At 38.1% G+C, this 23,031-nt stretch carries 19 protein-coding genes; 12 read left to right on the forward strand and 7 right to left on the reverse strand.

The annotated features are described in order from the left end of the window. Positions 1–25 precede the first annotated feature (25 nt). From ACJVDH_RS02080 to ACJVDH_RS02090, 3 genes are all read left to right on the forward strand, one after another. Complete coding sequence (locus ACJVDH_RS02080; protein ID WP_443945918.1) at positions 26–1,462, forward strand: amino acid permease; 1,437 nt, start codon at positions 26–28, stop codon at positions 1,460–1,462. Between the two features lie 8 nt (positions 1,463–1,470). Continuing rightward, positions 1,471–1,779 (forward strand): RNA polymerase sigma factor, encoded by a 309-nt coding sequence (locus tag ACJVDH_RS02085; protein WP_443945919.1) that lies wholly within the window; start codon positions 1,471–1,473, stop codon positions 1,777–1,779. A gap of 120 nt (positions 1,780–1,899) precedes the next feature. Then, a complete protein-coding gene (locus ACJVDH_RS02090; protein WP_443945920.1) occupies positions 1,900–2,130 on the forward strand; it encodes a hypothetical protein in 231 nt (76 codons plus the stop codon). A 113-nt stretch (positions 2,131–2,243) separates the two neighbouring features. On the opposite strand, the gene ACJVDH_RS02095 is transcribed toward ACJVDH_RS02090, so the two are convergent. From ACJVDH_RS02095 to ACJVDH_RS02120, 6 genes are all read right to left on the reverse strand, one after another. Next, the gene (locus ACJVDH_RS02095) at positions 2,244–3,515 is read right to left on the reverse strand and encodes an alkaline phosphatase family protein (protein WP_443945921.1); all 1,272 of its coding nucleotides are present in this window, start codon (positions 3,513–3,515) and stop codon (positions 2,244–2,246) included. Between the two features lie 233 nt (positions 3,516–3,748). Continuing rightward, entirely contained in the window at positions 3,749–6,190 is a 2,442-nt protein-coding gene (locus ACJVDH_RS02100; RefSeq protein ID WP_443945922.1) for an outer membrane beta-barrel family protein, read from the reverse strand. 160 nt (positions 6,191–6,350) lie between these two features. Then, positions 6,351–7,862 (reverse strand): ArnT family glycosyltransferase, encoded by a 1,512-nt coding sequence (locus tag ACJVDH_RS02105; protein ID WP_443945923.1) that lies wholly within the window; start codon positions 7,860–7,862, stop codon positions 6,351–6,353. Further along, positions 7,855–8,460, reverse strand: coding sequence for a phosphatase PAP2 family protein (locus ACJVDH_RS02110; protein ID WP_443945924.1), 606 nt, complete (start codon positions 8,458–8,460; stop codon positions 7,855–7,857). The genes ACJVDH_RS02105 and ACJVDH_RS02110 overlap by 8 nt, the downstream gene beginning before the upstream one ends. Before the next feature lie 225 nt (positions 8,461–8,685). Continuing rightward, complete coding sequence (locus ACJVDH_RS02115) at positions 8,686–11,919, reverse strand: carboxypeptidase regulatory-like domain-containing protein (protein WP_443945925.1); 3,234 nt, start codon at positions 11,917–11,919, stop codon at positions 8,686–8,688. Between the two features lie 353 nt (positions 11,920–12,272). Next, entirely contained in the window at positions 12,273–12,977 is a 705-nt protein-coding gene (locus ACJVDH_RS02120; RefSeq protein ID WP_443945926.1) for a head GIN domain-containing protein, read from the reverse strand. A gap of 179 nt (positions 12,978–13,156) precedes the next feature. Here ACJVDH_RS02120 and ACJVDH_RS02125 point away from each other — a divergent pair, with 179 nt between their 5' ends. The 9 genes from ACJVDH_RS02125 to ACJVDH_RS02165 all read left to right on the forward strand — a co-directional run bounded on the left by ACJVDH_RS02125 (position 13,157) and on the right by ACJVDH_RS02165 (position 21,608). After that, positions 13,157–13,666, forward strand: a complete 510-nt coding sequence (locus ACJVDH_RS02125; RefSeq protein WP_443945927.1) for a phosphoribosyltransferase family protein — start codon at positions 13,157–13,159, stop codon at positions 13,664–13,666. 1,704 nt (positions 13,667–15,370) lie between these two features. Beyond that, positions 15,371–15,991 (forward strand): lysophospholipid acyltransferase family protein, encoded by a 621-nt coding sequence (locus ACJVDH_RS02130; RefSeq protein ID WP_443945928.1) that lies wholly within the window; start codon positions 15,371–15,373, stop codon positions 15,989–15,991. Beyond that, on the forward strand, positions 15,988–17,085 hold the full coding sequence (locus ACJVDH_RS02135; RefSeq protein ID WP_443945929.1) for a glycosyltransferase: 1,098 nt from the start codon (positions 15,988–15,990) through the stop codon (positions 17,083–17,085). The genes ACJVDH_RS02130 and ACJVDH_RS02135 overlap by 4 nt, the downstream gene beginning before the upstream one ends. Further along, complete coding sequence (locus ACJVDH_RS02140; protein ID WP_443945930.1) at positions 17,055–17,711, forward strand: carotenoid biosynthesis protein; 657 nt, start codon at positions 17,055–17,057, stop codon at positions 17,709–17,711. Before ACJVDH_RS02135 ends, ACJVDH_RS02140 begins: the two co-directional genes overlap by 31 nt. 30 nt (positions 17,712–17,741) lie before the next feature. After that, positions 17,742–18,590 (forward strand): 4-hydroxy-3-methylbut-2-enyl diphosphate reductase, encoded by an 849-nt coding sequence (locus ACJVDH_RS02145; protein ID WP_443945931.1) that lies wholly within the window; start codon positions 17,742–17,744, stop codon positions 18,588–18,590. Positions 18,591–18,663: 73 nt separating this feature from the next. Continuing rightward, a complete protein-coding gene (locus tag ACJVDH_RS02150) occupies positions 18,664–19,335 on the forward strand; it encodes a fatty acid desaturase (RefSeq protein WP_443945932.1) in 672 nt (223 codons plus the stop codon). A gap of 139 nt (positions 19,336–19,474) precedes the next feature. Next, positions 19,475–20,488, forward strand: a complete 1,014-nt coding sequence (hemH, locus tag ACJVDH_RS02155; protein ID WP_443945933.1) for a ferrochelatase — start codon at positions 19,475–19,477, stop codon at positions 20,486–20,488. Next, positions 20,485–21,003 carry a gluconokinase gene (locus ACJVDH_RS02160; protein WP_443945934.1) on the forward strand — a complete coding sequence of 173 codons (519 nt, stop codon included), beginning with the start codon at positions 20,485–20,487 and terminating at the stop codon, positions 21,001–21,003. Before hemH ends, ACJVDH_RS02160 begins: the two co-directional genes overlap by 4 nt. Then, complete coding sequence (locus ACJVDH_RS02165) at positions 21,000–21,608, forward strand: HAD family hydrolase (RefSeq protein ID WP_443945935.1); 609 nt, start codon at positions 21,000–21,002, stop codon at positions 21,606–21,608. Before ACJVDH_RS02160 ends, ACJVDH_RS02165 begins: the two co-directional genes overlap by 4 nt. Before the next feature lie 163 nt (positions 21,609–21,771). Here ACJVDH_RS02165 and ACJVDH_RS02170 read toward each other — a convergent pair whose 3' ends face one another. Then, positions 21,772–22,980: a 3-deoxy-D-manno-octulosonic acid transferase gene (locus tag ACJVDH_RS02170; protein ID WP_443945936.1), complete on the reverse strand. Its 1,209-nt coding sequence runs from the start codon at positions 22,978–22,980 to the stop codon at positions 21,772–21,774. Positions 22,981–23,031: the final 51 nt, after the last annotated feature.

Raw genomic sequence — 23,031 nt, forward strand, 5'->3', positions numbered from 1 at the left:
CGGATAATCAGAAAATACAGAATACATGTTTAATAAAAAATCAATTTCATCGCTGATAGAAGAACAGCAATCTACACAAAATGGCTCCTTGAAACGCAGTCTTGGCCCAATACAACTTGTTGCATTGGGTATAGGCGCAATTGTTGGGGCCGGTATATTTTCCTTAACAGGTATTGTCGCTTCAGAAAATGCTGGTCCGGCGGTAATTTTATCGTTTACACTTGCTGCGGTAGCCTGCGCTTTTTGTGCCTTATGTTATGCAGAATTTGCCTCCATGATTCCGGTTGCCGGTTCTGCTTATACATATACATATGCCACTTTAGGCGAATTTATGGCCTGGATTATTGGTTGGGATTTGGTTTTGGAATATGCACTCGCTTCGGCCACAGTTGCCGTAAGCTGGTCTAGTTATGCCAATAAATTACTCGCACAGTTTCACATTCATTTGCCTCCAGAATTAACGGCTTCGCCATTTGACGCGGTAAAACTTGCTGATGGGACAATGGCCCAGGTTGGTATAATTAACCTTCCAGCGGTTATTATTGTAAGTTTACTCTCCTTAATTTTAGCTAAAGGAACAAAAGAATCATCAGGTTTAAATACTATTCTAGTGATAGTGAAGATCAGTGTAATTTTATTGTTTATCGCCCTTGGCTGGTCGTTCATTAATCCTTCAAATTATAATCCCTTTATCCCGGAAAACACCGGAGAGTTTGGCCATTTTGGTTGGTCCGGTATTGTTCGTGGAGCCGCTGTTGTATTCTTTGGCTTTATTGGTTTTGATGCCGTTTCTACTGCTGCGCAGGAAGCAAAAAGACCGCAACGCGATATGCCAATCGGGATTATCGGTTCGTTATTGGTGGCAACGTTACTATACGTTGTATTTGCCCATGTGATGACTGGTCTTGTTCCTTACACAGCGTTTAAAGGCGATGCAAGTCCGGCTGCAACAGCATTTGCTGTAACCGGATACAGTTTTTTGAATAGCGCGTTAATTATTGCCATTCTTGCCGGTTACACGTCGGTAATTTTAGTGATGCTAATGGGACAATCGCGGGTATTTTACAGCATGTCTAAAGATGGATTATTGCCTGCATTTTTTAGCGATATTCATTCCAAGTTCAAAACACCCTATAAAAGCAATTTATTCTTCTTGGTTTTTGTTAGCGCATTAGCGGGTTTCGTGCCAATTTCCGATTTGGGCCACATGGTGAGCATCGGTACACTCTTTGCTTTTTCTTTAGTTGCATTAGGTGTAATTATTTTGAGGTACAAAAAGCCAGAACTTGCGCGTCCTTTTAAAGTTCCGGGTGTACCTTTTGTACCGATTTTAGGTATTGGCGTCTGCGTTTTTCTGATGACAGGTTTGCCACTAGAAAGTTGGATCAGACTGTTTATCTGGATGGCAATCGGTATTGCTTTTTACTTTGCATATGGTCGCCGGCACAGCAAGTTGAAATAATGCATTAGATGGCTGCTAAAGACAAACATTTAGATCCTGAATTAATTCTTTTGCTGAAAAAAGGAGAGGAGTCTGCTTTTGAAGAAATTTACGAACGCTATTGGGAAAAAATGGCCAGTTGCGCGTATAAGCTTACAAAGTCTGAAAGGCATGTGTATGATCTTCTATCTGATGTGTTTATTTCTCTTTGGAGAAATCGCGAGCGTTTGGGAAATATTGTTTTGGAAGATTTTTTGGTGCAGGCAACTATTAGAAAAAGTTTGGAGGTTGTTGTTAAAAAGCTGGAAGATCTGGAGACAGGCGAGAAAGCTTTTTAACGTTTTTTTGTTTCATTAATGGCTCTGCCGTTTTGCACATTTCTTGATAACTTAACATGATCTGGCATTTAAGTTAAAACGTTTTGTTTTGCTTTGCAGCATAACAAAGAACGATCTAATATGGAAAATAATCCAACCAAGATTAGTACAGACTTGCAACTATTTATAGACAAGTTTGAACCCAGCAAATTTAAGTTAATGGCGCGCGGAATCGAAATTCGAGGCATGAATGACATTCACCGCAACATTGCTTATGCCAAAGAAATTATAGAGAGAATGAAGCTTAACCTTACTGTATCGCACAATGCAGAAATGTTGTCTTACCGCGGTTTCGAGGTAAACAATGCCTAATTCGTTTTAATCATCATCCCCAAACTATACCAACATTCAGTCATTTGAAAATCCGTTCCTCCGTATTTTAGACATTAAAAAGGCCACATTTCTGTGGCCTTTTACATTTTCGATTATTTTTTCAATATCGGCGCCAGCACTTCGTGCTTTCCGTCAATACTTTCTTCATCAGTCAGTCCGAGAATATCAGCAACCAGCGGATATACATTAACATTCTCAAAAGCTGGTATTTTCTGATGTGTTTTAAATGCCGGCCCCCAAGCCAAAAATGTTGCATTCATATCTTTTACAACTGAAGGATCAAATCCGTGATGGCCAATTCCTGGTTTTCTGTTTGAGAAAACTTTAGGCCATTCCGGTACCAGTAAAATATCGCCAATTCTATTCATGCGATCATCTGTTGCATTATAATGAAAATGCGCAGGCATATTGGTTTTCAGGTAAACTTTGTAGTCTTTTTCGTCTTTTTTCAATTCTTCATACAAAGGCAATATATCTGCTTTATTTTTTGCATGAACATCCATCAGTGTACCAGAAGCGGCGATGATGTATTTTGCAGTATCAATCGCATTCGGTGTCGCAATCGGATGTTCGCGGTCTACAGCCGTCATACCGTGATCGGCTACAAAAACAAAATTAACCGGAAGTTTAGTTTCTTTTACGGCTTTAGTCAATTCAAAAATCACTGAATCTACCAGTTTTACCGCTCTTTCAGTTTCCGGTGCATCGGGGCCAAAACTGTGTCCGGCGTGGTCAGGTTCTGAAAGATAAAAGGTAATTAAGTGTGGTCTTTTTTCTTTCGGCAGGTTTAGCCAATCTTTCACAATCTGGATTCTTTTTCCGTAAGAAATCTGCTCAGAATAATTGTAATAATACGTTGGGCGAAAGCCTTTAATTTCGGCTTCAGAACCTACCCAAAACATAGAAGCAGCCAACATTTGGTGTTGTTCTGCCAATACCCATAAAGGTGTTCCGCCGTACCATTTGCCGTCTCTAACTTTATCTTTTGCGCCCATTGAGTAACGCTGGTTTTCTTGCTCATCCAAAAAGTTATTGTTGACCAAACCGTGGTGCGAAGGATACATGCCCGTAACAATTGTGTAATGGTTTGGAAATGTTACCGATGGATAACTCGGAATCATCGCTTGCGCCTGTACACCATTCTCACTCAGTTTCAGTAATTGATCTGCGTGGTATTTCCTGGCATAATCATGCCTAAAACCATCTGCAGAAATCAATATCAGATAAGGTTTTTTCTGTTGTTCAGGAGAATTTATTCTCGATGTATTGATGTGCTGTGTTGTATCTGCCTGTGCAAATACCATTTGCCTTCGGGCTGTAAAAAGCAAAGTTAAACCAAAATAAACTAGGAATTTTATGCGCATTCTGTATAATTTCTAAAGCGCAAATGTAAAATTCCAACTTTGTGTTAAAGTTAAGAAAGAAAGTTTTTACAGATGGATGGTTTTTGGATAGCTTAACATTTCGATGCACAGATACGTTTTAGCATATTGAATTTGCGGGAATCTGCGAGAAGAGAAATGGTATTTTCGCCCGCAGATTTCCGCAAATAAATGAACTATCAGAAAAGAATCAACGTGGAAAAGTTTCTGTTTCTCTAACTTCCCGATTGGCCGCCGCTGCTTTTCACATCATCATTATTGATGCTTCTTTGGCTTTTCTTAATCGAATCTTTTAGTTTTCCGAATTTCCAGTTCAGGCTTAAACTTACAGATCGGTTGTAATTTGCGCTGTTGTAACGTTGCGTAAAGTTCGATCCTTCAGTATAGGTTCTGTAATATCTGTATTTGGCGAATGGATTATTCACGTTTGCAGATAGCGTAAGTTTGTCTTTAACAATCGCTTTGCTTCCACCAAATGACATATAAAAATACTCGCCGGAGCGGCCTTGCAATAAAACATCTGCAGCACTATAACTCGCACTTGCATTTACTTTCCACTCTTTTTCGAATTTGTAATTGGTATTTATATAGGCGTAGCCCATAAAGCCTTTATTTGATGTAAGTACACCATTAATGGTGCCCTGCAACCAGGTGTAGCCAATATTTCCACTCAGGCTTGCGTTCCATTTTGCCGTTATCGGATAGTTTATATTTAAGTTACTTACCAAGCTTTTATCGCGTCCAATGTTGGCAAAAGTAGTTCGGGTAATTTTATCTACTTCATTATACACAGAAATATTTTGAACGGTATTGTTCGCGAAATTATAACTCAAACCGATATTGATTGATCCTTTTTTAAACCTACTGTAATTCAATTCAAAATTGTTGCTCAATACCGCTTCAAGATCAGGATTACCTGTCGATTCGAAATTAGGAATAGAACGGTCTACAAAAGGATTTAAGTTGTCAATTCCTGGGCGTTGGATACGCTGCGTAAAACCCAAACTTAAACTGCTTTGGTTTTCAAATTTCTTGCTTAATGATACCGATGGAATTACATTGAAATAATCTGATTTTACATTAGAACCGGAGCTAATGAAATCTGCACGTACAAAAGTTTTTTCTGCACGTACGCCAGCTTTAAAACCCCAGCTTTTTAATTTTAAATTGTAAGAATTGTATGCGCCAATTACATTTTGATCGTTGTTAAAACGGTTTGTACGTAATGGATCAATCTGGTAATCGTTCGTTGATGCATTAAAAGCACTGTATTCAAAATTACTATCGTTGGCGCGTAAAATTCCTTTAATACCGCCTTCTATATTTAGGTTTTTAAGCGGGTGCACATAATCTACCTGTATGGTTTGTTCGCGTGCTTTGCTGTCATTTTGCTGAATGTAATTGGGATCGGTAAAATTCTGGCGGTTTTCAAAACGCAAATCGTTCAATTGCGGATTACTGCCATCATTATACTTGTATGAAAAAGTAAGGAGTCTTTCTTTACTGCTTTTAAAACCAAGCTGATAATTTAACGTCATGTCTAAACCTTTCCATTCAAATCTATTGTTGCCAAACAAATCGTAATTGCTTTGTTGCCCGGCGCTGTTTAGTCTGAACATTTGGCTGGTATTGGATTTATTGTAGCCGCTGTAAGGATTGAATTCTGCAGTGATGAGGTTCAGACTATCAATTTCATAACTGATTTCTGCGCCGCCATAACGATAATTGTTGTTGAATTTTCTTTTACCGAGCACAAGTAATTCTGAAGGATTGGCACCTGTGGAGATTCTGGAATTGGTATTTTCTGTTTCAGGAGAACTAAAAAAACCTGTTCCGCCATAAGCTGTTATACCGAGTTTTCCTTGTTTAATGGTAAAGAAACCGCCAATACTTGGTCCGCCAATTGGAAATTGATGGCGCATGGTTAAACTTCCGTTATACCCATTGTCTATTTTTTTATTGGTGATGATATTGATAATTCCGGCAAGGCCTTCACTATCGTATTTTGCCGGCGGAGTGGTAATGACTTCAATTTTTTGAATGGATGAAGCAGGCATACTGCGCAATACATCTTTCGGGCTGCTCGCAATCATTCCGGAAGGTTTTCCATTGATCAATATTTTGTAATTGCCGCTGCCTTTCAGTTTAATATTGTCGTCTGCATCTAAAGAAAGCAAAGGAACTTTACGCATCATATCCAACGCAGTTAATGATTTGCTTTCCGGATCGGCTTGTATATCGTAACTGATTCGGTCAGATTCCTGAACGATAACCGGGCGCATTGCGTTTACAGAAACTTCACTCAGCGTATTCACTTGCGAATGCAAAGCAATTGTTCCTGTATTAAAGGCCGGGTTTTTCGCAGAAATTTCTATCGGAATATTTTTTGCCGTATATCCCACGGCGATTGCCGTAAGTGTATATTTCCCATGTGGAATTTTAAGTAAGGAAAATTGGCCGTTTTGAGGTGTTACAACGGTTTTAATAACCTGGTTATCTTTTTTTAGCGCAACAGTAATAAACTCAAGTGGTTCTTTACTTAGCGAGTCTGTAATTTTTCCGCTAATGGCGCCGCTATCGTCTTGGGCGTTTACAAAAAAGGGAAATAGTAGAAGTAAGCTGAAGAATGAGAGAAGTGCGTAGATTTTGGTTTTCATGAATTTGAGCTGATGCTTAGATAGGAGATGTTTTATTAGTTGCTCATAAGACGCGATATATTTTTTTATGTTGCAGCGAAATTGAATTTATTTTGCAAGTGCATTGTTTGTGAGTGTTTTAAAATGATTGAACACATTTAACCATTTCAATTCTGAATATTTACTTTCGATCATAAAGTTTGTAAATCAACACGTTTTTGCATTTTCTCCCATTTCTGTAAATAGGTGTGATGCGTGCTAATGAACAGCTTTTGAATTTAGATTGTATTGTTGCCAAAACATCTGCATTGAAGAGATTAGACGGAACAATGTAATATGCATTGTCGCCTTTTAATAAAGCTTTTTTGTTGTTATTGCTCCAATAATATTCATGTAAATCAAATATTTCTCCGATGCCAAATGTATACAGATGCGCATTAGGGCAAACATAAAAATCGAGATGTGCAGCAGGAAACCATTTGTCTATTACAACAATATCTGAAAATTGATTTCCATCTTTAAGGTGTTGCCTTTTTACAATTTCACCGGTTTCTGGCCAGCCGTACAAATCTAAAGTTGGATCGCCGGCACCAAAATGTAAATTGTCTTTTTCTGGTGCTAAACTTCCTGGATAAAAATGCACAGCATTTAGGCCAATCACAATGATGAAAAATACCAATGCCAATGCAGAAAATGCCAGTCGTTTCGCCTTGAATTGGTTTTCCATTTCTTCCAGTTTTATCGCTGCAAGAAAAATGAGCAAACTGTAAGCCGGGCCAGACCAATGCGGTAAAGTATCGCGGAAAAGGGCGAAAGTAATGAGTGTAGCAATTAATGGAATAGAACAGCATAAAATAACACGGTGTTCAGTTTTTAGTCTTTTTTGTTTTTTCGTGATGCAAGAGAATACTGCCCACCAGGCTAAGCAAAATACAATTGGATTGTTATAAAGAAACTCGCCACTAATTTCTCTAAAAAAAGAAATTGGATTAATTCCTGAACGTACAAAACTAACGCGCTTACTGTGATAGGTATATGTAATAAAATGATTGTTGAAATTCCAGAAAATTACCGGCGAAAAAAGCAACAAAGTAATTCCTGCTGAGACATAAATTCCTTTTCGAGAAAGCGTTTGTTTAATTTTTGGCAATGTGACCAACAATGCGCCAAACCACAGAAAAACACCATGTATTTTGCATAACATACATAAACCGCAAGCCAAACCAAACCAGCACCAAGTGGTGAAATGAGGCTGCCGATTAATTTTTAACAGCAAGAAAAAGCCCCAGAGCCAGAAGACCATTTGCGGACTATCGGGCAAAATAAATGTTCCGGAAATTATGCTGCAATAGAGAGATGCGGTGTATAAAAAAACTGCATACCAGGCCAGTTTGTTGCCGGATAAGAAACTGCCGATTTGAAAAACCAAAATGGTGCAGATTGAAGAAGACAGAATCGCACCAAAACGTACGGCAATCTCATTGTGCAGCGATAGATTTAAAGTACTGAAGCGAATTAGCCAGGCAATAAACGGAGGATGATCAAAATAGTTCCACTTCAGGTTTAGTGCATAAGTCCAATAATAAACTTCATCATTTCCGAAATCAATAGAGACGGCAACTATCAGTTTTATTGTGCTAACAATGGCGATAAAAACCCAAAGAGATTTGGGTAAAAACTCCCTGTTACCCAAGGCTTACTGCGTTTTTTGCACGGAGTTTCATAAACCTTTTATACCGTTTGGAAACCTTCGCCGATCTGAACATTTTTTGAATATACACTTGTCTGTAGCTGATTAATGCACAACTAACACCCAATGTAGCGCCTGCAACTACGTCCACAAGGAAATGTTGTGCAAGGTAAATTCTGGAATAACCCACCAGCAGCGCTAGAATTACGCAAGGAATAGAGATTTTGTTTTTCTTAAAAACCAACACTAAAACTGTTGATAACGCAAATATTGTTGCTGTATGGCCAGAAGGAAAAGAGTTGTGGTTGTATAAGTTTACACCATCTACAAAATGATTGTATTGAAAAGCAGTTTGTTCAAAAAAATATTTAGGCCGCGGTGAATGGAAAAATTGTTTAAGCACTTGGCATAAGATACCTGAATAGGCGTAGGCTAAAGTTAAGGTCATGGCTTTTTTCTTTTTTTTAGCCAGGATAAATGCCGCAATCAAAAGTAATGTACCTGTTCCATCGCCTAGAAAAGTAATTCCTTTAAATGCACTGTCCAGAAATTTTGGATGATAAGCATTTAGTAAAACAAAGCTTTCAGTTTTGTTAAACATCAAGATTAAAACAATTGCGGCGACCAGTAAACACAATTGGGGAATAAAAAAATAAGGTAGTTTTTTAATTCGTTTAATCATCGCTTTTGGTTTGTTATACCACAAAATTAAAAGGCGAATATATTGTTAAAGTTAAGGTTGTGTCATGTTATTGTCATGCGTCGCCAAATAAAAAGGCCTTTCTCAAATATTGAGAAAGGCCTTAAAAACGTGTTTTGTTAATGTTTAGAAACTGTATCTCAAGCCCAGTTGCATTTGGTAACGTGATCCAAAGAAATCTTTTGAATAAGAGGTTACATCACTTTGGCTAAATGAATACACCGGGTAAGTTGTTGCTGTTCCTGGAGTTGCAACTTTTACACCTACACTGGCCATTGAGTTGAACGTATTTGGAGAGAAATATTGTACGCCCCAGTTTTTGTTTACCAGATTAGTTAAATTCACAATATCATAAGTTAAGGTTAAAACATGTGGATGCTTGCCTTTTGCTACCTGAATATCTTGTGCAAAGCGGAAATCTGCTTGTACATTCCACGGTGTACGTGCACCGTTGCGTTCTGTAAACTGTCCGCGGCGGGTGCTCAAATATTTATCGCCATTTATGTAAGCATCAAATGCTGCCGCCTGTGCAATACCTGCGGTTGTAGTTGGGAAAAACTTAGTGGTTTCACCAACTGCCGGGATATACAATAAACTTACTGTTTGTCCGGTTCCGTTGATTCTTGTATTTACCAAACCTAATGAATATGGAGATCCTGATTGTCCGCTAAAGAACAATGAGAAGCTCGATACATATTTGCCGTTTTTAGCCCAATCAATTCTGTAATTCGCTGTAGATACAATTCGGTTGCGGATATCAAAGTTAGAATAAGCCAAACTTGCATTATTCGGACTTAAACTTTGATTCAACTGCCAGTTAGATTCCATTGAATTTCGGATACCGTTAGAGATATCTTTCGATTGGCCATAAGTATAACCGACCATCAAATCTAATCCCATTGGGAATGATTTATTGACTTGTGCAGTTAAGCTGTATTTATAACCTTTATCCGTGTTCGATAATAAATACGCATTGGTATATAATGGATTAATTTTTGCGCCAGAATAAATGGGTTGTTGTTTCTGCGTTTCATAAACCATATAAGTTGGATTATCTACGTAATTAATTTGCTGAAACTGGATGTCTTTAATGACTTTACTGTAAATCCCTTCAATCGTAAATTTCCATTGATCTGCAGTTTTATAATCGAAAGCAAGATTGCTTCTCCAGGCTTTTGGCATTTTAAAATTGTTATCAACCAAATCTACTTGTGTTGCACCAGAAGCATCGTTCACATTTACATTTTGTCTGCTCACATATCCAGCTTCTCCGTTTCCGGTAAGTGCATCTCTTATTGGGTCTGTACCTGCAACCTGAGAGGTTGTGGTATTGTTGTAACTTCTGTCAAATGCACCGTAGTTAACCCCATTATTATAATAAGCATAACCAATCCAGGCGAAAGGAATCCGACTGGTAAAAAATCCGGTTCCACCGCGTACAATTAAACTTTGATCTCCAAGGGCATCAAAATTGAAACCAATACGTGGAGAAACTTGAATTTTGTTCAGGAATTTGCCTGTTATTGCCGATGGTTGTGTATATGTATACGTTGTGCCATAGTTCGGATCAACTGGCGAGTTTGTCGTTTTTGAACTTAACGTTGGCATATCCGGAAGGTTTGCCATATCGAAACGTAAACCCGGCGTTAATTTTAAACGATCGCCGATTCGAATTTCATCTTGTCCGTACACGCTGTACATGTTTACGTTAAATGCTGCAGTTGGGTTATCAAGAATATAATCGCGGCTGTTGTTGTCATAGTTGTAGCTGGCGCGAACACGGTTTGGTTTGTTGGCCAGAAAATCTGCAATGCTGCTATATGCTACACGTCCATTCCATGAGTTTACAAAACCGTAATTAATTTTATAAAACTCGTTGTGCGTACCTATCGTAAATGTGTGGTTTCCTTTGCTGAATACGTAATTGTCTGTAAACTCGAACGTGTTTTGCTTCATATTGAAGATACTCGCCTCGCGATCTGTACCTAAAAAGATTGTTCCACCATTTGATGCAATTTCAATTTGCGGCAAAGCCGGATTGGATAGCGGATTGCGGTAATCGTGAACGCTAGAATATCCGAGAATCAAATTGTTTGTAGCCGAGTTTCCGAAACGTGTTTTTAAATCTGCAACAGTAGATGATTGGTTGTTATTTTGCTGAAAATCTATACTTCCAAAACGAAAGTTAGATTGATCGCGCTCTAAGTTTGTCGCTTTAGAAATAATGGTATTATTCCGGATAGTTAACTGATTGTTTTCATTAATATTCCAATCTAAACGATTGAAAAATTTGTTCGATTGAGAATAGATGTTGTAATTGCCATAAGCACCAGCATCTACACCATAATTAGATTTCATGTAGTCAGAAATCTGTTGTGCCTGCGCTGCTGTTAACAATGTCATGTCTGATGAACCTGCACCCAAAATTACAGGATCTTGCCTACGCGTGATTTCTTCATTGGTGAAGAAAAACAATTTGTCTTTAATAATTGGGAAACCAACGCGGAAACCTGTCTGATAATCATGGAATGATGATGGCAATTTTGAGTTATCACCAGTTTTATTGCGGCCAATTAATGAAGCGTTGCGTCCATATCCGTAAACAGATCCGGTAACATCATTTGTTCCGCTGCGCGTTACGGCATTGATACTTCCGCCTAAAAAGTTCCCGACTTTAACATCGTAAGGAGAAAGTAAAACAGTTACATCCTGAATGGCATCTAAAGAAACCGGATTGGTACGTGTACTGCTGCCCGGCATACCTGAACTTCCGCTTTGTCCGCCCAATGACGGACTAAACCCGATTGCATCATTATTGATTGCACCATCAATGGTTACGTTATTGTACCTAAAGTTTGTACCACCAAAAGTATTGTCTTTACTACCTTGTGGTGTAACGCGGGTTACATCTTGTAAACTGCGGTTAAGCGTTGGAAGCGCTTTAATTTGTGCCTCATTAATGCTGGTTCCTGCGCCAGACTTTGTGCCGCCTTTCTGGCCTTTTACACTTACTTCTGCAAGTTGGTTGCCTTGTTCCTCAATATCAAGATCTAATCGTACATCGTTACCTAATGTTAAATAAATGTTTTCTTTAACGAGTGGACTGTAACCTACGTAAGATACGGTGACTTTGTACGGCCCGCCAGGGTTTAAGTTTCCAATGCGGTATAAACCATTTTCGTTAGAAGATACCTTAGAAACTGTTCCGGTAGGCACATGCACCATAACAATGGTTGCTCCTGGAATAATGCCTTTGGCATCTTTTACTTTTCCGTTAATGCTTGCCGTGGTCACTTGCGCCTCAGCTGTAGCAAAGAACAGTGTTAGAATACTAAATAGTAATAGTACACGTGTTTTCATTTCTGTTGATTTGTTTGTTACAAAACAACATCGATATTGTTAATTAAATGTTAAATATAAATTAACTTTAATGTTAAATTAATGTAATGGTTATTGATTTTTAATAATTTGGAAATAGAAAAGCAATGCCGGATCATTATGACGGATAGAGCGGGTTTGGGGATAGAAAAACTGACTTTTTCAGTTGATTAAAATTGGCAATCAATTATGAAGAATGGATGAAGATTTGCATAAAGCTTTTTGATGTTGAGTTTGATATGATTCGTGAGCGCTAAAGATATGTAGTGCTGTAAACGCAACAAGCCCGACCAATTATAGTCAGGCTTATTACTAAAAGGATTTTTTAGAATTTTTTAATCTGAATGTCTCACACTGCCACTTTTAGAATTCGAGGTCTTACGTAAGCCTGCGCTTCCTTTGTATGTGATGTCACTGCCACCACTTGCACCTGCTTCAATTCCTTTTTCTACATTAACATTTACATCAGAGCCACCAGAACTTTCTACTTTTGCATATTGTGCTACCAGGTTAAATGCATCAACATCGCTGCCACCACTTGAATGAATAACCAGGTTCTGAACTCTACCACTTAAGTCAAGGTCGCTGCCACCGCTGGAAGAGATAGACAGGTCTCCACAAATCAAATCAAGCTTCAAATCAGAACCACCAGAAGAATTAATGGTCAGCTTATCTGTTTTGATTGGGTTTTGACCATACACATCAGAACCTCCAGAGGCATTTAATCCACTTAAACTCTTAACATTTACATAGGCTTTAATCGATCGATTCTTAAAGGCACGACTCCAGCTAAAACCATCTTTGAATTTAATTCTAATGCTTTGACCTTCCTGTTCAACAACAACAGAAGCCATAGTTTCTGCATCTGTTTTGATATTTACACTTTCTGAGCTGCCCTGAGTAAGGTATAAATCTATTCCACTGCTAACAGAAATGGTGTTAAATGATTTTACTGTGAAATTCTTACTGCTTTGCGCGCTTACGCTAAGTACGCCAATAGTCAACATAAGTAAGATAATCGCGTGAAATGTTTTTTTCATTTGGTTTAGGTTTGGTTTTAAATTTTGATCGGCTTTTAAGCAATTGTAAAAAATCTCTTTTCAACCTTTCTAAATTAGACGCTACAAATTTCAAAACGTTGCAATAGCTTTAAATTTTTTTTCAAATAGTTTGATTATCACCCTTAAAATCGTTCTTTTTGTATTCAACCTTTAATACCATGGCCGATTCACAATTACTGATATTAAATAAAAAGCAAATTCAACAAAAGATAGATCGTATCGCTTATCAAATTCTGGAAGATAATCTGAACGAGAAAGAAATTGTACTAGCGGGCATTTGGGATAGGGGATATAAACTGGCCATTAGATTAGAAAAAGTACTGAAAAAAATCTCTGGAATGAAAATTACACTTCTACGTGTTGATTTGCAAAAAGAGAGCAGTAAACTGGTTGCAACTACAAATCTTGATGAAAGCCATTGGAAAAATAAAGTGATCATTATCGTAGATGATGTTTTAAATAGTGGCAAAACGCTGGCTTATGGATTAGGCGTTTTCTTAAATACACCGCACAAAAAAATCAGAACTGTGGTTTTGGTAGATCGAAGTCATAAAATTTTCCCAATCGCTACAGATTTTGTCGGACTTGAGCTCGCTACAATTCTAAAAGAACATGTAGATGTGGTTATGGATGTTGATGGCGAAGAAGATCGCGTGTATATTTCTTAAGGTTTATTTCTTTTTACACCCCATCATGCGAACTGAAGCGTTGGTGGTATGATTGGCGTGAAGCAATCTATTCGACACATTTTTTACTATCTGCGTTTATCCACGTCTCGTCATTGCGAACTGAAGCGTTGGTGGTATGATTGGCGTGAAGCAATCTCTCCAACAATTTCCCCTTCTTCCATGGCAAATGTTTGCGTCTTTATGGTTTGTGTTTTTCAGCTCACCGCCGCTTGGGCTCGATCTTTTTGACAGTAAAAAGAACCAAAAACTGCCGGCTGCTATTTTTTATGAAAGTTTGTGGTTGTGCAAGATCAGTGTAATCCAAAAAATAGCTAGGCTGGTAAAAGCAGAACGTAGAGACAGTGGTTTGGCTTTAGAAAGCGCTAGATGCAAATGAATAAAGTCTTGATTTTTCGTTTTTGTTTCTGCGTTTATCTACGTTTCGTCATTGCGAACTGAAGCGTTGGTTGTATGATTGGCGTGAAGCAATCTCTCCAACAATTTCCCCTTCTTCCGTGGCAAATGTTGCGTTTTTATGGTTTGTGTTTTTCAGCTCACCGCCGCTTGGGCTCGTTCTTTTTGACAGCAAAAAGAACCAAAAACTGCCGGCTGCTATTTTTTTATGAAAGTTTGTGGTTGGGCAAGATCAGTGTAATCCAAAAAATAGCTAGGCCGGTAAGAGCAGAACGTAGAGACAGTGGTTTGGCTTTAGAAAGCGTTAAATGCAAATGAGTAAAGTCTTGATCTTCCATTTGTGTTTCTGCGTTTATCTACGTCTCGTCATTGCGAACTGAAGCGTTGGTTGTATGATTGGCGTGAAGCAATCTCTCCAACAATTTTCCCCTTCTTCCGTGGCAAATGTTTGCGTCTTTATGGGTCGTGTTTTTCAGCTCACCGCCGCTTGAACTCGATCTTTTTGACAGCAAAAAGAACCAAAAACTGCCGGCTGCTATTTTTTTATGAAAGTTTGTGGTTGGGCAAGATCAGTGTAATCCAAAAAATAGCTAGGCCGGTAAAAGCAGAACGTAGAGACAGTGGTTTGGCTTTAGAAAGCGTTAAATGCAAATGAGTAAAGTATTGATCTTCCATTTGTGTCTCTGCGTTTATCTACGTCTCGTCATTGCGAACTGAAGCCAGGCTTTTCGTGTGTTTGCGTGAAGCAATCTCTCCAACAATTTCCCCTTCTTCCGTGGCAAATGTTTGTATCTTTATGGTTTGTGTTTTTCAGCTCACCGCCGCTTGGGCTCGTTCTTTTTGACAGCAAAAAGAACCAAAAACTGCCGGCTGCTATTTTTTTATGAAAGTTTGTGGTTAGGCAAGATCAGTATAATCCAAAAAATAGCTAGGCCGGTAAAAGCAGAACGTAGAGACAATGGTTTGGCTTTAGAAAGCGTTAAATGCAAATGAGTAAAGTCTTGATCTTCCATTTGTGTTTCTGCGTTTATCTACGTCTCGTCATTGCGAACTGAAGCGTTGATTGTATGATTGGCGTGAAGCAATCTCTCCAATAATTTTCCTTTTCTTCCCTTCTTCCGTGGCAAATGTTTGCTTCTTATGGGTTGTGTTTTTCAGCTCACCGCCGCTTGGGCTTTATAAGTTGTTCTATGCATTTCTTTTTACTATCGGTATGTTCTGTAACGATAGCAAACCGTATTTCTTTCGTGCTTTGTTGCAAATCAGGGCAATTTTTCGCAACTTTCACCCATGTACCATCCGCGGCAAAACTCATTTATTTTTAGTTTTTTTTCATGGTATATCTCATTCATCCTGAAAAGAGATTTTAAAGCCCTGCATTTCAATCGAATTGATGTAGATCAGAAAGCTGGTTTATTGGTGCTTGCCAACCATTTTAGCTGGTGGGATGGTTTCATTCTCTTTCAGCTCAATAAACTATCGTTTAGAAAGCATTTTCACATTTTAGTCAATACAGAAAACTATCAAAATGTAGGGTTTTTGAAATACCTTGGTGCTTTTGCACCTCAAAGTAAAGGTAAAGATATTTTAAAAACAATAGAATATGCAGCAGCTTTGCTAAGCAATCCGAACAATATGGTTGTGATTTTCCCGCAAGGAAAACTTAAATCTAACCATCAGGCAGAAATCGTTTTTGAACAAGGTGTTGCAAAAATTATTGAAAAATGCGCGATAAAACCTCAAACGCTGTTTATAGCAAATTTTATAGATTATTTCTCTAATAGAAAGCCATCTATCTACAGTTATTTATCAACTGAACATTCTGCATATCTCAATTTAAGAATACTTAATGCAGCTTACAATAAACATTATCAGCAATCGCTTGTTACACAGAATCAACTTATTAAATGACGATTTTCATCTACACGGTACTGATATTTCTGGTTATTAGGTTTTCGGTAACGGTTTTTAATTTTCTTTCTAACCCAAAATTACCGAGAGTGGTGAAACATTACCACGATCGTGTCTCCATCTTGATTCCGGCAAGAAATGAGCGAAATAACATTTTGCCTTTATTACAATCTATTCTCAATCAGGACTATAAAGAATATGAAGTAATTATCCTCGATGACAATAGCGAAGACAATACTTTTGAACTTGTTGCCAGTTTCTGCAATCAACATCCACAGTTTAAAATTGTAAAAGGCGCAGAGCTGCCTTCTGGCTGGCTCGGTAAAAATTTCGCCTGTCATCAATTGTCTTTACTTGCAAGTGGAATGTATTTCTTTTTTGTAGACGCTGATGAAACAATAGAACGTGGCCTCATTAATGCAATGATTCAGCGTATGGAAGCCGGAAATTTATCTTTGCTGAGTATCTTTACCAATCAGAAGATGTTGGGCTTTGGTGAAAAACTAACCGTGCCACTTATGCATTTTATTTTGCTTAATTTATTGCCACTTCGGTTGGTTAGAATTTCTAAAAATCCGGCCTTTTCTGCTGCAAGCGGGCAGTGCATGTTTTTCAGCGCAAACCAGTACCGTTTACACCAATGGCATGAGAGGGTAAAAGGCCATATTGTAGAAGATATTGAGATCATGAAAATTGTAAAACAAGAAAAATACAATAGCGAAGCGCTTCTGGGCAACGGATTGATACATTGCAGGATGTACCATAATCTAAGTGAAAGCGTGCAGGGTTTTGCCAAGAATTTATTAGCAGGCTTTGGCAATAATATATTTATATTGTTAATTTACCAGCTTTTGGTTATTGTGGGACCTGTAGTTTTGATATTTAATTTTGATTTAAACCTACTTGTTTTGCCCATAATGTTAATCATATTTAGCAGAATGATGATTTCATATTTATCTGGTCAAAACGTAATTGTAAACCTCGTTTTGCATCCGTTACAAATGTTCTTTTTTCTGTTGATTTCAATAATTTCTATACAAAAACACCTATTCAAATCCAATACATGGAAGGGCAGAACGATCAAAACGACCTAAGGATAAAATATGCCAGCGTAACGGTCATCATCATCTTTCATCTGGTAGGCCTAATTGGCTTTTTACTGCCGGTAAGTCAGCCTTATTTTATTAAACTTGTGCCTTTTCATTTGTTGCTCATGTTTGCAATAATCATTTTTGCTTACAACGGTAACGTAAAACGATTACTCCTTTTTGTTTCAGGCGTTTTCTTATGCGGATTTCTCGTTGAGGTTTTGGGCGTGCACACAGGTAAAATTTTTGGCAGTTATTATTATGGGAATACACTTGGATATAAAATTGCCGCAGTTCCGTTGTTGATGGGCGTAAACTGGGTAATATTGATATTTAGTGTAGGGCAAACAATGAAAGCCCTTAAAATTCGCAATAGCATTTTGGCCTCGTTACTTGGCGCGGTAATGTTGGTTATTTTCGATTTTTTTCTGGAACCTGTAGCCATGAAATTCAATTACTGGCAGTGGGACTGGCATGAAATTCCGGTCCAGAATTTTATTGCCTGGTTAATGGTCTCCGTTATTTTGCTGAAGTTTTACTATGCACTAGACCTAAAACAACAAAAATATATTGGCCCAACCATGTTCATTGCGCAGTTCCTGTTTTTTGTTGGCTTATATATGACCACCTGATCAGATAATTTTGCTTAATTTTGCAATCAAATGAGTTACAATCTAAAAGTCAGTATCGATAAATCATCAGGATTTTGTTTCGGCGTAGTTTACGCGATAGAAATGGCAGAAGATATTCTGGATCAGGAAGGATACTTGTATTGCCTTGGCGATATTGTTCATAATGATGAAGAGGTAGAACGATTAACCAATAGAGGATTAAAGATCATAGATCATGACGTGCTAAAAGGACTAAAAAATGAAAAAGTTTTAATCCGTGCGCATGGCGAAGCACCATCAACTTATCAATTGGCACTTGAGAATAACTTAACGCTTATTGATGCATCGTGTCCGGTTGTACTAAAATTGCAAAACCGCATTAAAAATTCTCATGACGATGAAGAACAAGTGCTCATTTTTGGTAAGCACGGTCATGCAGAGGTAATTGGTTTGCAAGGACAAACAGATGGAAAGGCAATAGTTTTTCAGGATCTGGCAGAACTGGATAACGTAGAATTGCCCGCTAAATTTACGCTCTACAGTCAAACCACAAAAAGTACCGATAAATTTTATCACATAAAGGATCAACTTATTGGTAGGGGATATGAGGTAAAAGCAAACGACACCATTTGCAGGCAGGTTTCTAACCGCTACGAAGAACTGGAAGAATTTGTAGCGCATTATGATAAAATAATTTTTGTTTCAGGGAAAAAATCTTCCAATGGGAAAGTTTTGTACGATGTATGCAAAAAGCATAACCATAATTCTTATTTCATTTCCAATGTAGAAGAGCTGGATAAAAACTGGTTTATCGAAAATGATCGTGTGGGCATTTGCGGTGCGACATCTACACCAATGTGGTTAATGGAAAAAGTAAAAGCAGCATTAGAACAATACTAAGTAATTTCGGTTTTTATTCAACCAATCTTTGCCATATTATGTTTATGGAACGAACTTGCAGAAAAACCGCCAATTGAAAATTAAACAGCACCATACCGGAGTTTTAGTAGCCTGCACAGTTATTTGCTGTTGGTTTTCACTGCTATATTTCCTTTTGCGCTGGGATTTTTCTTTTGCAAATCCACTGGTGTACTTTTTCATTATCGTGCAAATGCATTTGTTTACCGGTTTGTTTATTACCGCGCACGATGCTATGCATGGCACCATTTCCTCAAATAAAAAACTAAATACCAGTTTCGGCTACATAGCAGTTTTCCTTTACGCAGGTTTCTCGTACAAACATCTCTATCGGAAACACCATCAACACCATAAACATGTGCATACACATGAAGATCCGGATTATGCTGAAGGTGGTTTCTGGAAGTGGTATTTCCGCTTTATGCGCAACTATGTAAGCATCGTCCAAATTATAATTATGGCTGTAGCTTATAACCTGTTAAAAATTTGGGTTAGCGAAATCAATTTACTTTTATTTTGGGTGTTGCCTGCACTGCTGTCTACTTTTCAGTTGTTTTATTTCGGTACATATTTGCCACATAAAGGAGAGCATAACAATGCGCACCATTCTAATACGCAAAAGAGAAATCATCTGTTTGCTTTCTTGAGTTGCTACTTTTTTGGTTATCATTTAGAGCATCATGAACAGCCACATTTGCCTTGGTGGCAACTGTATAAAACAAAATAGCGTCTGATACCGTTTAGGGCGTAATTAGAAGCCACAAACGTGATGGAAATTTGACCAAAAAATGTTCTGTGTCACATTTTTCAGATAGGTATAAAACAATAAAAAGGCGATATTTGTCGCATAAAATAGAATATTTTAAATGAGCAAAAAGGGAATTTTACTGGTAAATTTAGGAACACCAGATAGTCCATCTGTACCGGATGTAAAGAAATATTTAGATCAGTTTTTGATGGATGAGCGGGTAATCGATATTCCAAAATTTAATAGAACCCTATTGGTAAAAGGTGCAATTGTACCTTTTCGTAGTCCGAAAACCGCTAAACTTTACTCAGAAATCTGGGATGAGAACGGTTCTCCTTTACTTCATTACAGTAAGCTACAAGCCAAAATGTTGCAGGAAAAACTTGGCGATGAATACCATGTTGAGTTGGCCATGCGTTATCAAAATCCTTCCGTTTCAGCAGCTTTAGCAAACTTAAAAGCGGGTTTAGTAGAAAGTATTCAGGTTATTCCGCTTTTCCCACAATATGCTTCTGCGAGTACGGGATCGGTAATTCAGCTCGTTATGGAATTGGTAGGTAAATGGCCAACTGTACCTCCAATTTCCTTCGTTAACTCTTTTCATGATAATGAATTGATGATTAAAATTTTCGCTGAAAATGCGAGAAAATATAATATTGCAAGTTTTGATCATGTTTTATTTAGTTTCCACGGACTGCCAGAACGCCAGCTGTTGAAGTGTGACCATACCGGCAGTTACTGTTTAAAAAGTGCAGATTGTTGCCAGACGCTCAATGATACCAACAAATTTTGTTATTCTGCACAAGGACATGATACTGCAAGGTTAATTGCAAAAGAATTGAACTTAACACGAGAACAATATACGGTTTGTTTCCAATCCCGTTTGGGTAAAGAACCTTGGGTGCAACCTTATACTACAGATGTATTGAAAAAACTGGCGGGAGAAGGTAAAAAACGCTTATTGGTATTTAGTCCGGCTTTTGTAGCCGATTGCCTGGAAACGCTCTATGAAATTACTGTAGAATACCACGAAGAGTTTAGAGAATTGGGCGGAGAACACGTACAATTGGTAGAAAGTTTAAATGATAATCCATTATTTATTGAAGCATTGGAAGGAATGATAAAAGGATGAAACAAAGAACCTGCATTATAGTAATGGGTGTTTCCGGAAGCGGAAAAACGGTAATTGGTGAAAAAATTGCTGAGCAACTGGACGCAGAATTTATGGATGCAGACGATTTTCATCCTCAAACCAATATTCAGAAAATGAGTTCCGGTATTCCTCTCACAGACGAAGATCGTTTCCCATGGCTCGAAAATGTAGGGCATATGGTTTCTGAACATCTTAAAGCAGAAAAAACAGTTGTTGTAGCTTGTTCTGCGCTGAAGAAAATATATCGCGATATGCTTCGGAAAGAAATATCCGGAGAAACAAAATTTCTATATCTAAAATCTTCCTTCGCAGACATTATCGATCGGCTTGAAAAGCGAAAAGGACACTTTATGCCACCAACTTTATTGAGAAGCCAATTTGATACTTTAGAAGAGCCTACCACGCAAGAAACAGATAGTTTTAATATCGATGGATCTCAGTCTATTGACGATGTTGTACAAAGCAGCATCACAACTTTGAATAAATTAATATGAAAACCGAAATAGAAAAGCTTAACCTGTTAACCGAACGCACCAATCGCAATTACGAAGCATTTTTGTACGATTGCGACGGAACGCTTGCGGATAACATGGGCTTGCACAAGCTATCATACCAAACTGTAGCAAATCGCTATGGTGTGGATTTAGATACTGCAATTATTGATGAACTTGCCGGTTGGCCCACTGCAGTGGTTGTGCAAGAAATTGGTAAGCGTTATGGTGTAAGTTTTCCGGATACATTTGTGGCCGAAAAATATGCTGCTTTTTTCGAAGATTATATTGATCAAACGCAGCCAATTGAATTTGTAGCTCAGCATTTAAAACAACATGCGGGTAAAGTACGTATAGCAGTAGTTTCTGGAAGCGGAAGACCAAGTGTAGAAAGAACGCTTAACTTACTCGGACTTTTACCATTTGTAGAAGTTTTGGTTTGTGCCGGAGAAACTGAGCGCGGAAAACCTTTTCCCGATCCTTTTTTAGCTGCCGCAGAAAAATTAGGTGTAGATCCATCAAAATGTCTGGTTTTTGAAGATGGCCAGCCCGGTGTAGATTCTGCAGTTGCTGCCGGAATGGATTGGGTACGCGTAGATAAGATTTAGCGGAGAGCGGTTAGCGTGAAACGCAGAGCAATTGACAGGTAAGGGTTAGCGTTGAGGCGGGGATTTTATCAAAAGTACATTGCCGCTATTTTATTCTGCAAATTTCGTACTGATTACTCGCTTTTTTTACCAACAACCTGGTGCTGACTACTTGCCACTCACTCTATTCAATCTCTTTCAAAATCATATCTGTAGCACCTTTTTTTTCCTCAACATAATCTCTTGCTTTACTGCTGGCATCATTCGAGATAAAATATCTAAATGCCTCAAGTAATTCATCAGCAGACGAAATACTTTTTGCAGCGCCAACTTGCAGCAAATCTTTAGCTTCTTGAAATTTATCATAATTCGGCCCAAAAATAACAGGCAAACCAAAGGCTGCAGCCTCTAAAGTGTTGTGTATTCCGGTCCCGAAACCGCCGCCAATATAAGCGACTTTTCCGTAGCTGTACAATGCAGATAACATACCGATGTTATCAATAATCAAGATGTTTTGATCGCTACTTGGTTCTGGTTTTACTTTCCAGTCAGAAAATCTTACCGCTTTAGGGAAGAGTTTTTCTATTTCTGAAATATGCGTGCCATGAATTTCATGTGGCGCAATAATAAATTTCCATTCCGGAAATTGTGCAGGAAGCACTGTTAAAATCTTTTCATCATCCGGCCAGGTACTGCCGCACACCAGGCAATTGCGCGTTCCAACAAAAGCTTCAATTTCAGCTATGCTGCGCGGCGCCATTGCATTTTCGTACACGCGGTCAAAACGGGTATCTCCGCTAATGCTTACCTCAGAAATGCCAATCGCATTTAACAGCGTTTTGCTTTCTGTATTTTGAACAAAAAAATGGGTTACGCAGTGCAAAATATTTCTGTAAAACTGCCCATACCATTTAAAGAAAGCCTGCTTTGGTCTAAAAATTCCGGAGATTACATATAAAGGAATTTGCCTTTTTTTAAGCTCTCTGAAATAGAAATACCAAAATTCGTACTTCGTAAAAATAACCAGTTCTGGATTTATCAGATCCAGAAAGGTTGCTGCATTCCGTGCAGAATCCATTGGGAGGTAAAAAACATCCGCCAGTGCATAATTTTTACGAATTTCATATCCCGAAGGAGAGAAAAAAGTAACGATGATTTTTTTTTCCGGATGTTGTGCTTTCAGCCTTTCCAGAACAGGTCGGCCTTGTTCAAATTCGCCCAATGATGCAAAATGAAACCAAACGTGTTTATCGTTTCGGTTAATTGCCTTTGCAATCGTTTCAAAAATGTCTTTCCGGCCGTCACAGAACAGTTTCGCTTTTTTATTAAAAAAAGAAAATATCCAAATTATAAAATTGTAGAGCCTAATTCCTGAAATGTAAAGTAAAAGCATTGACGTAAATTCCTATCTTCGTGACCAAGATAAAACGAATATATTTAAAAA

The sequence above is a fragment of the Pedobacter terrestris genome (assembly GCF_052343045.1).
Lineage (GTDB): Bacteria > Bacteroidota > Bacteroidia > Sphingobacteriales > Sphingobacteriaceae > Pedobacter.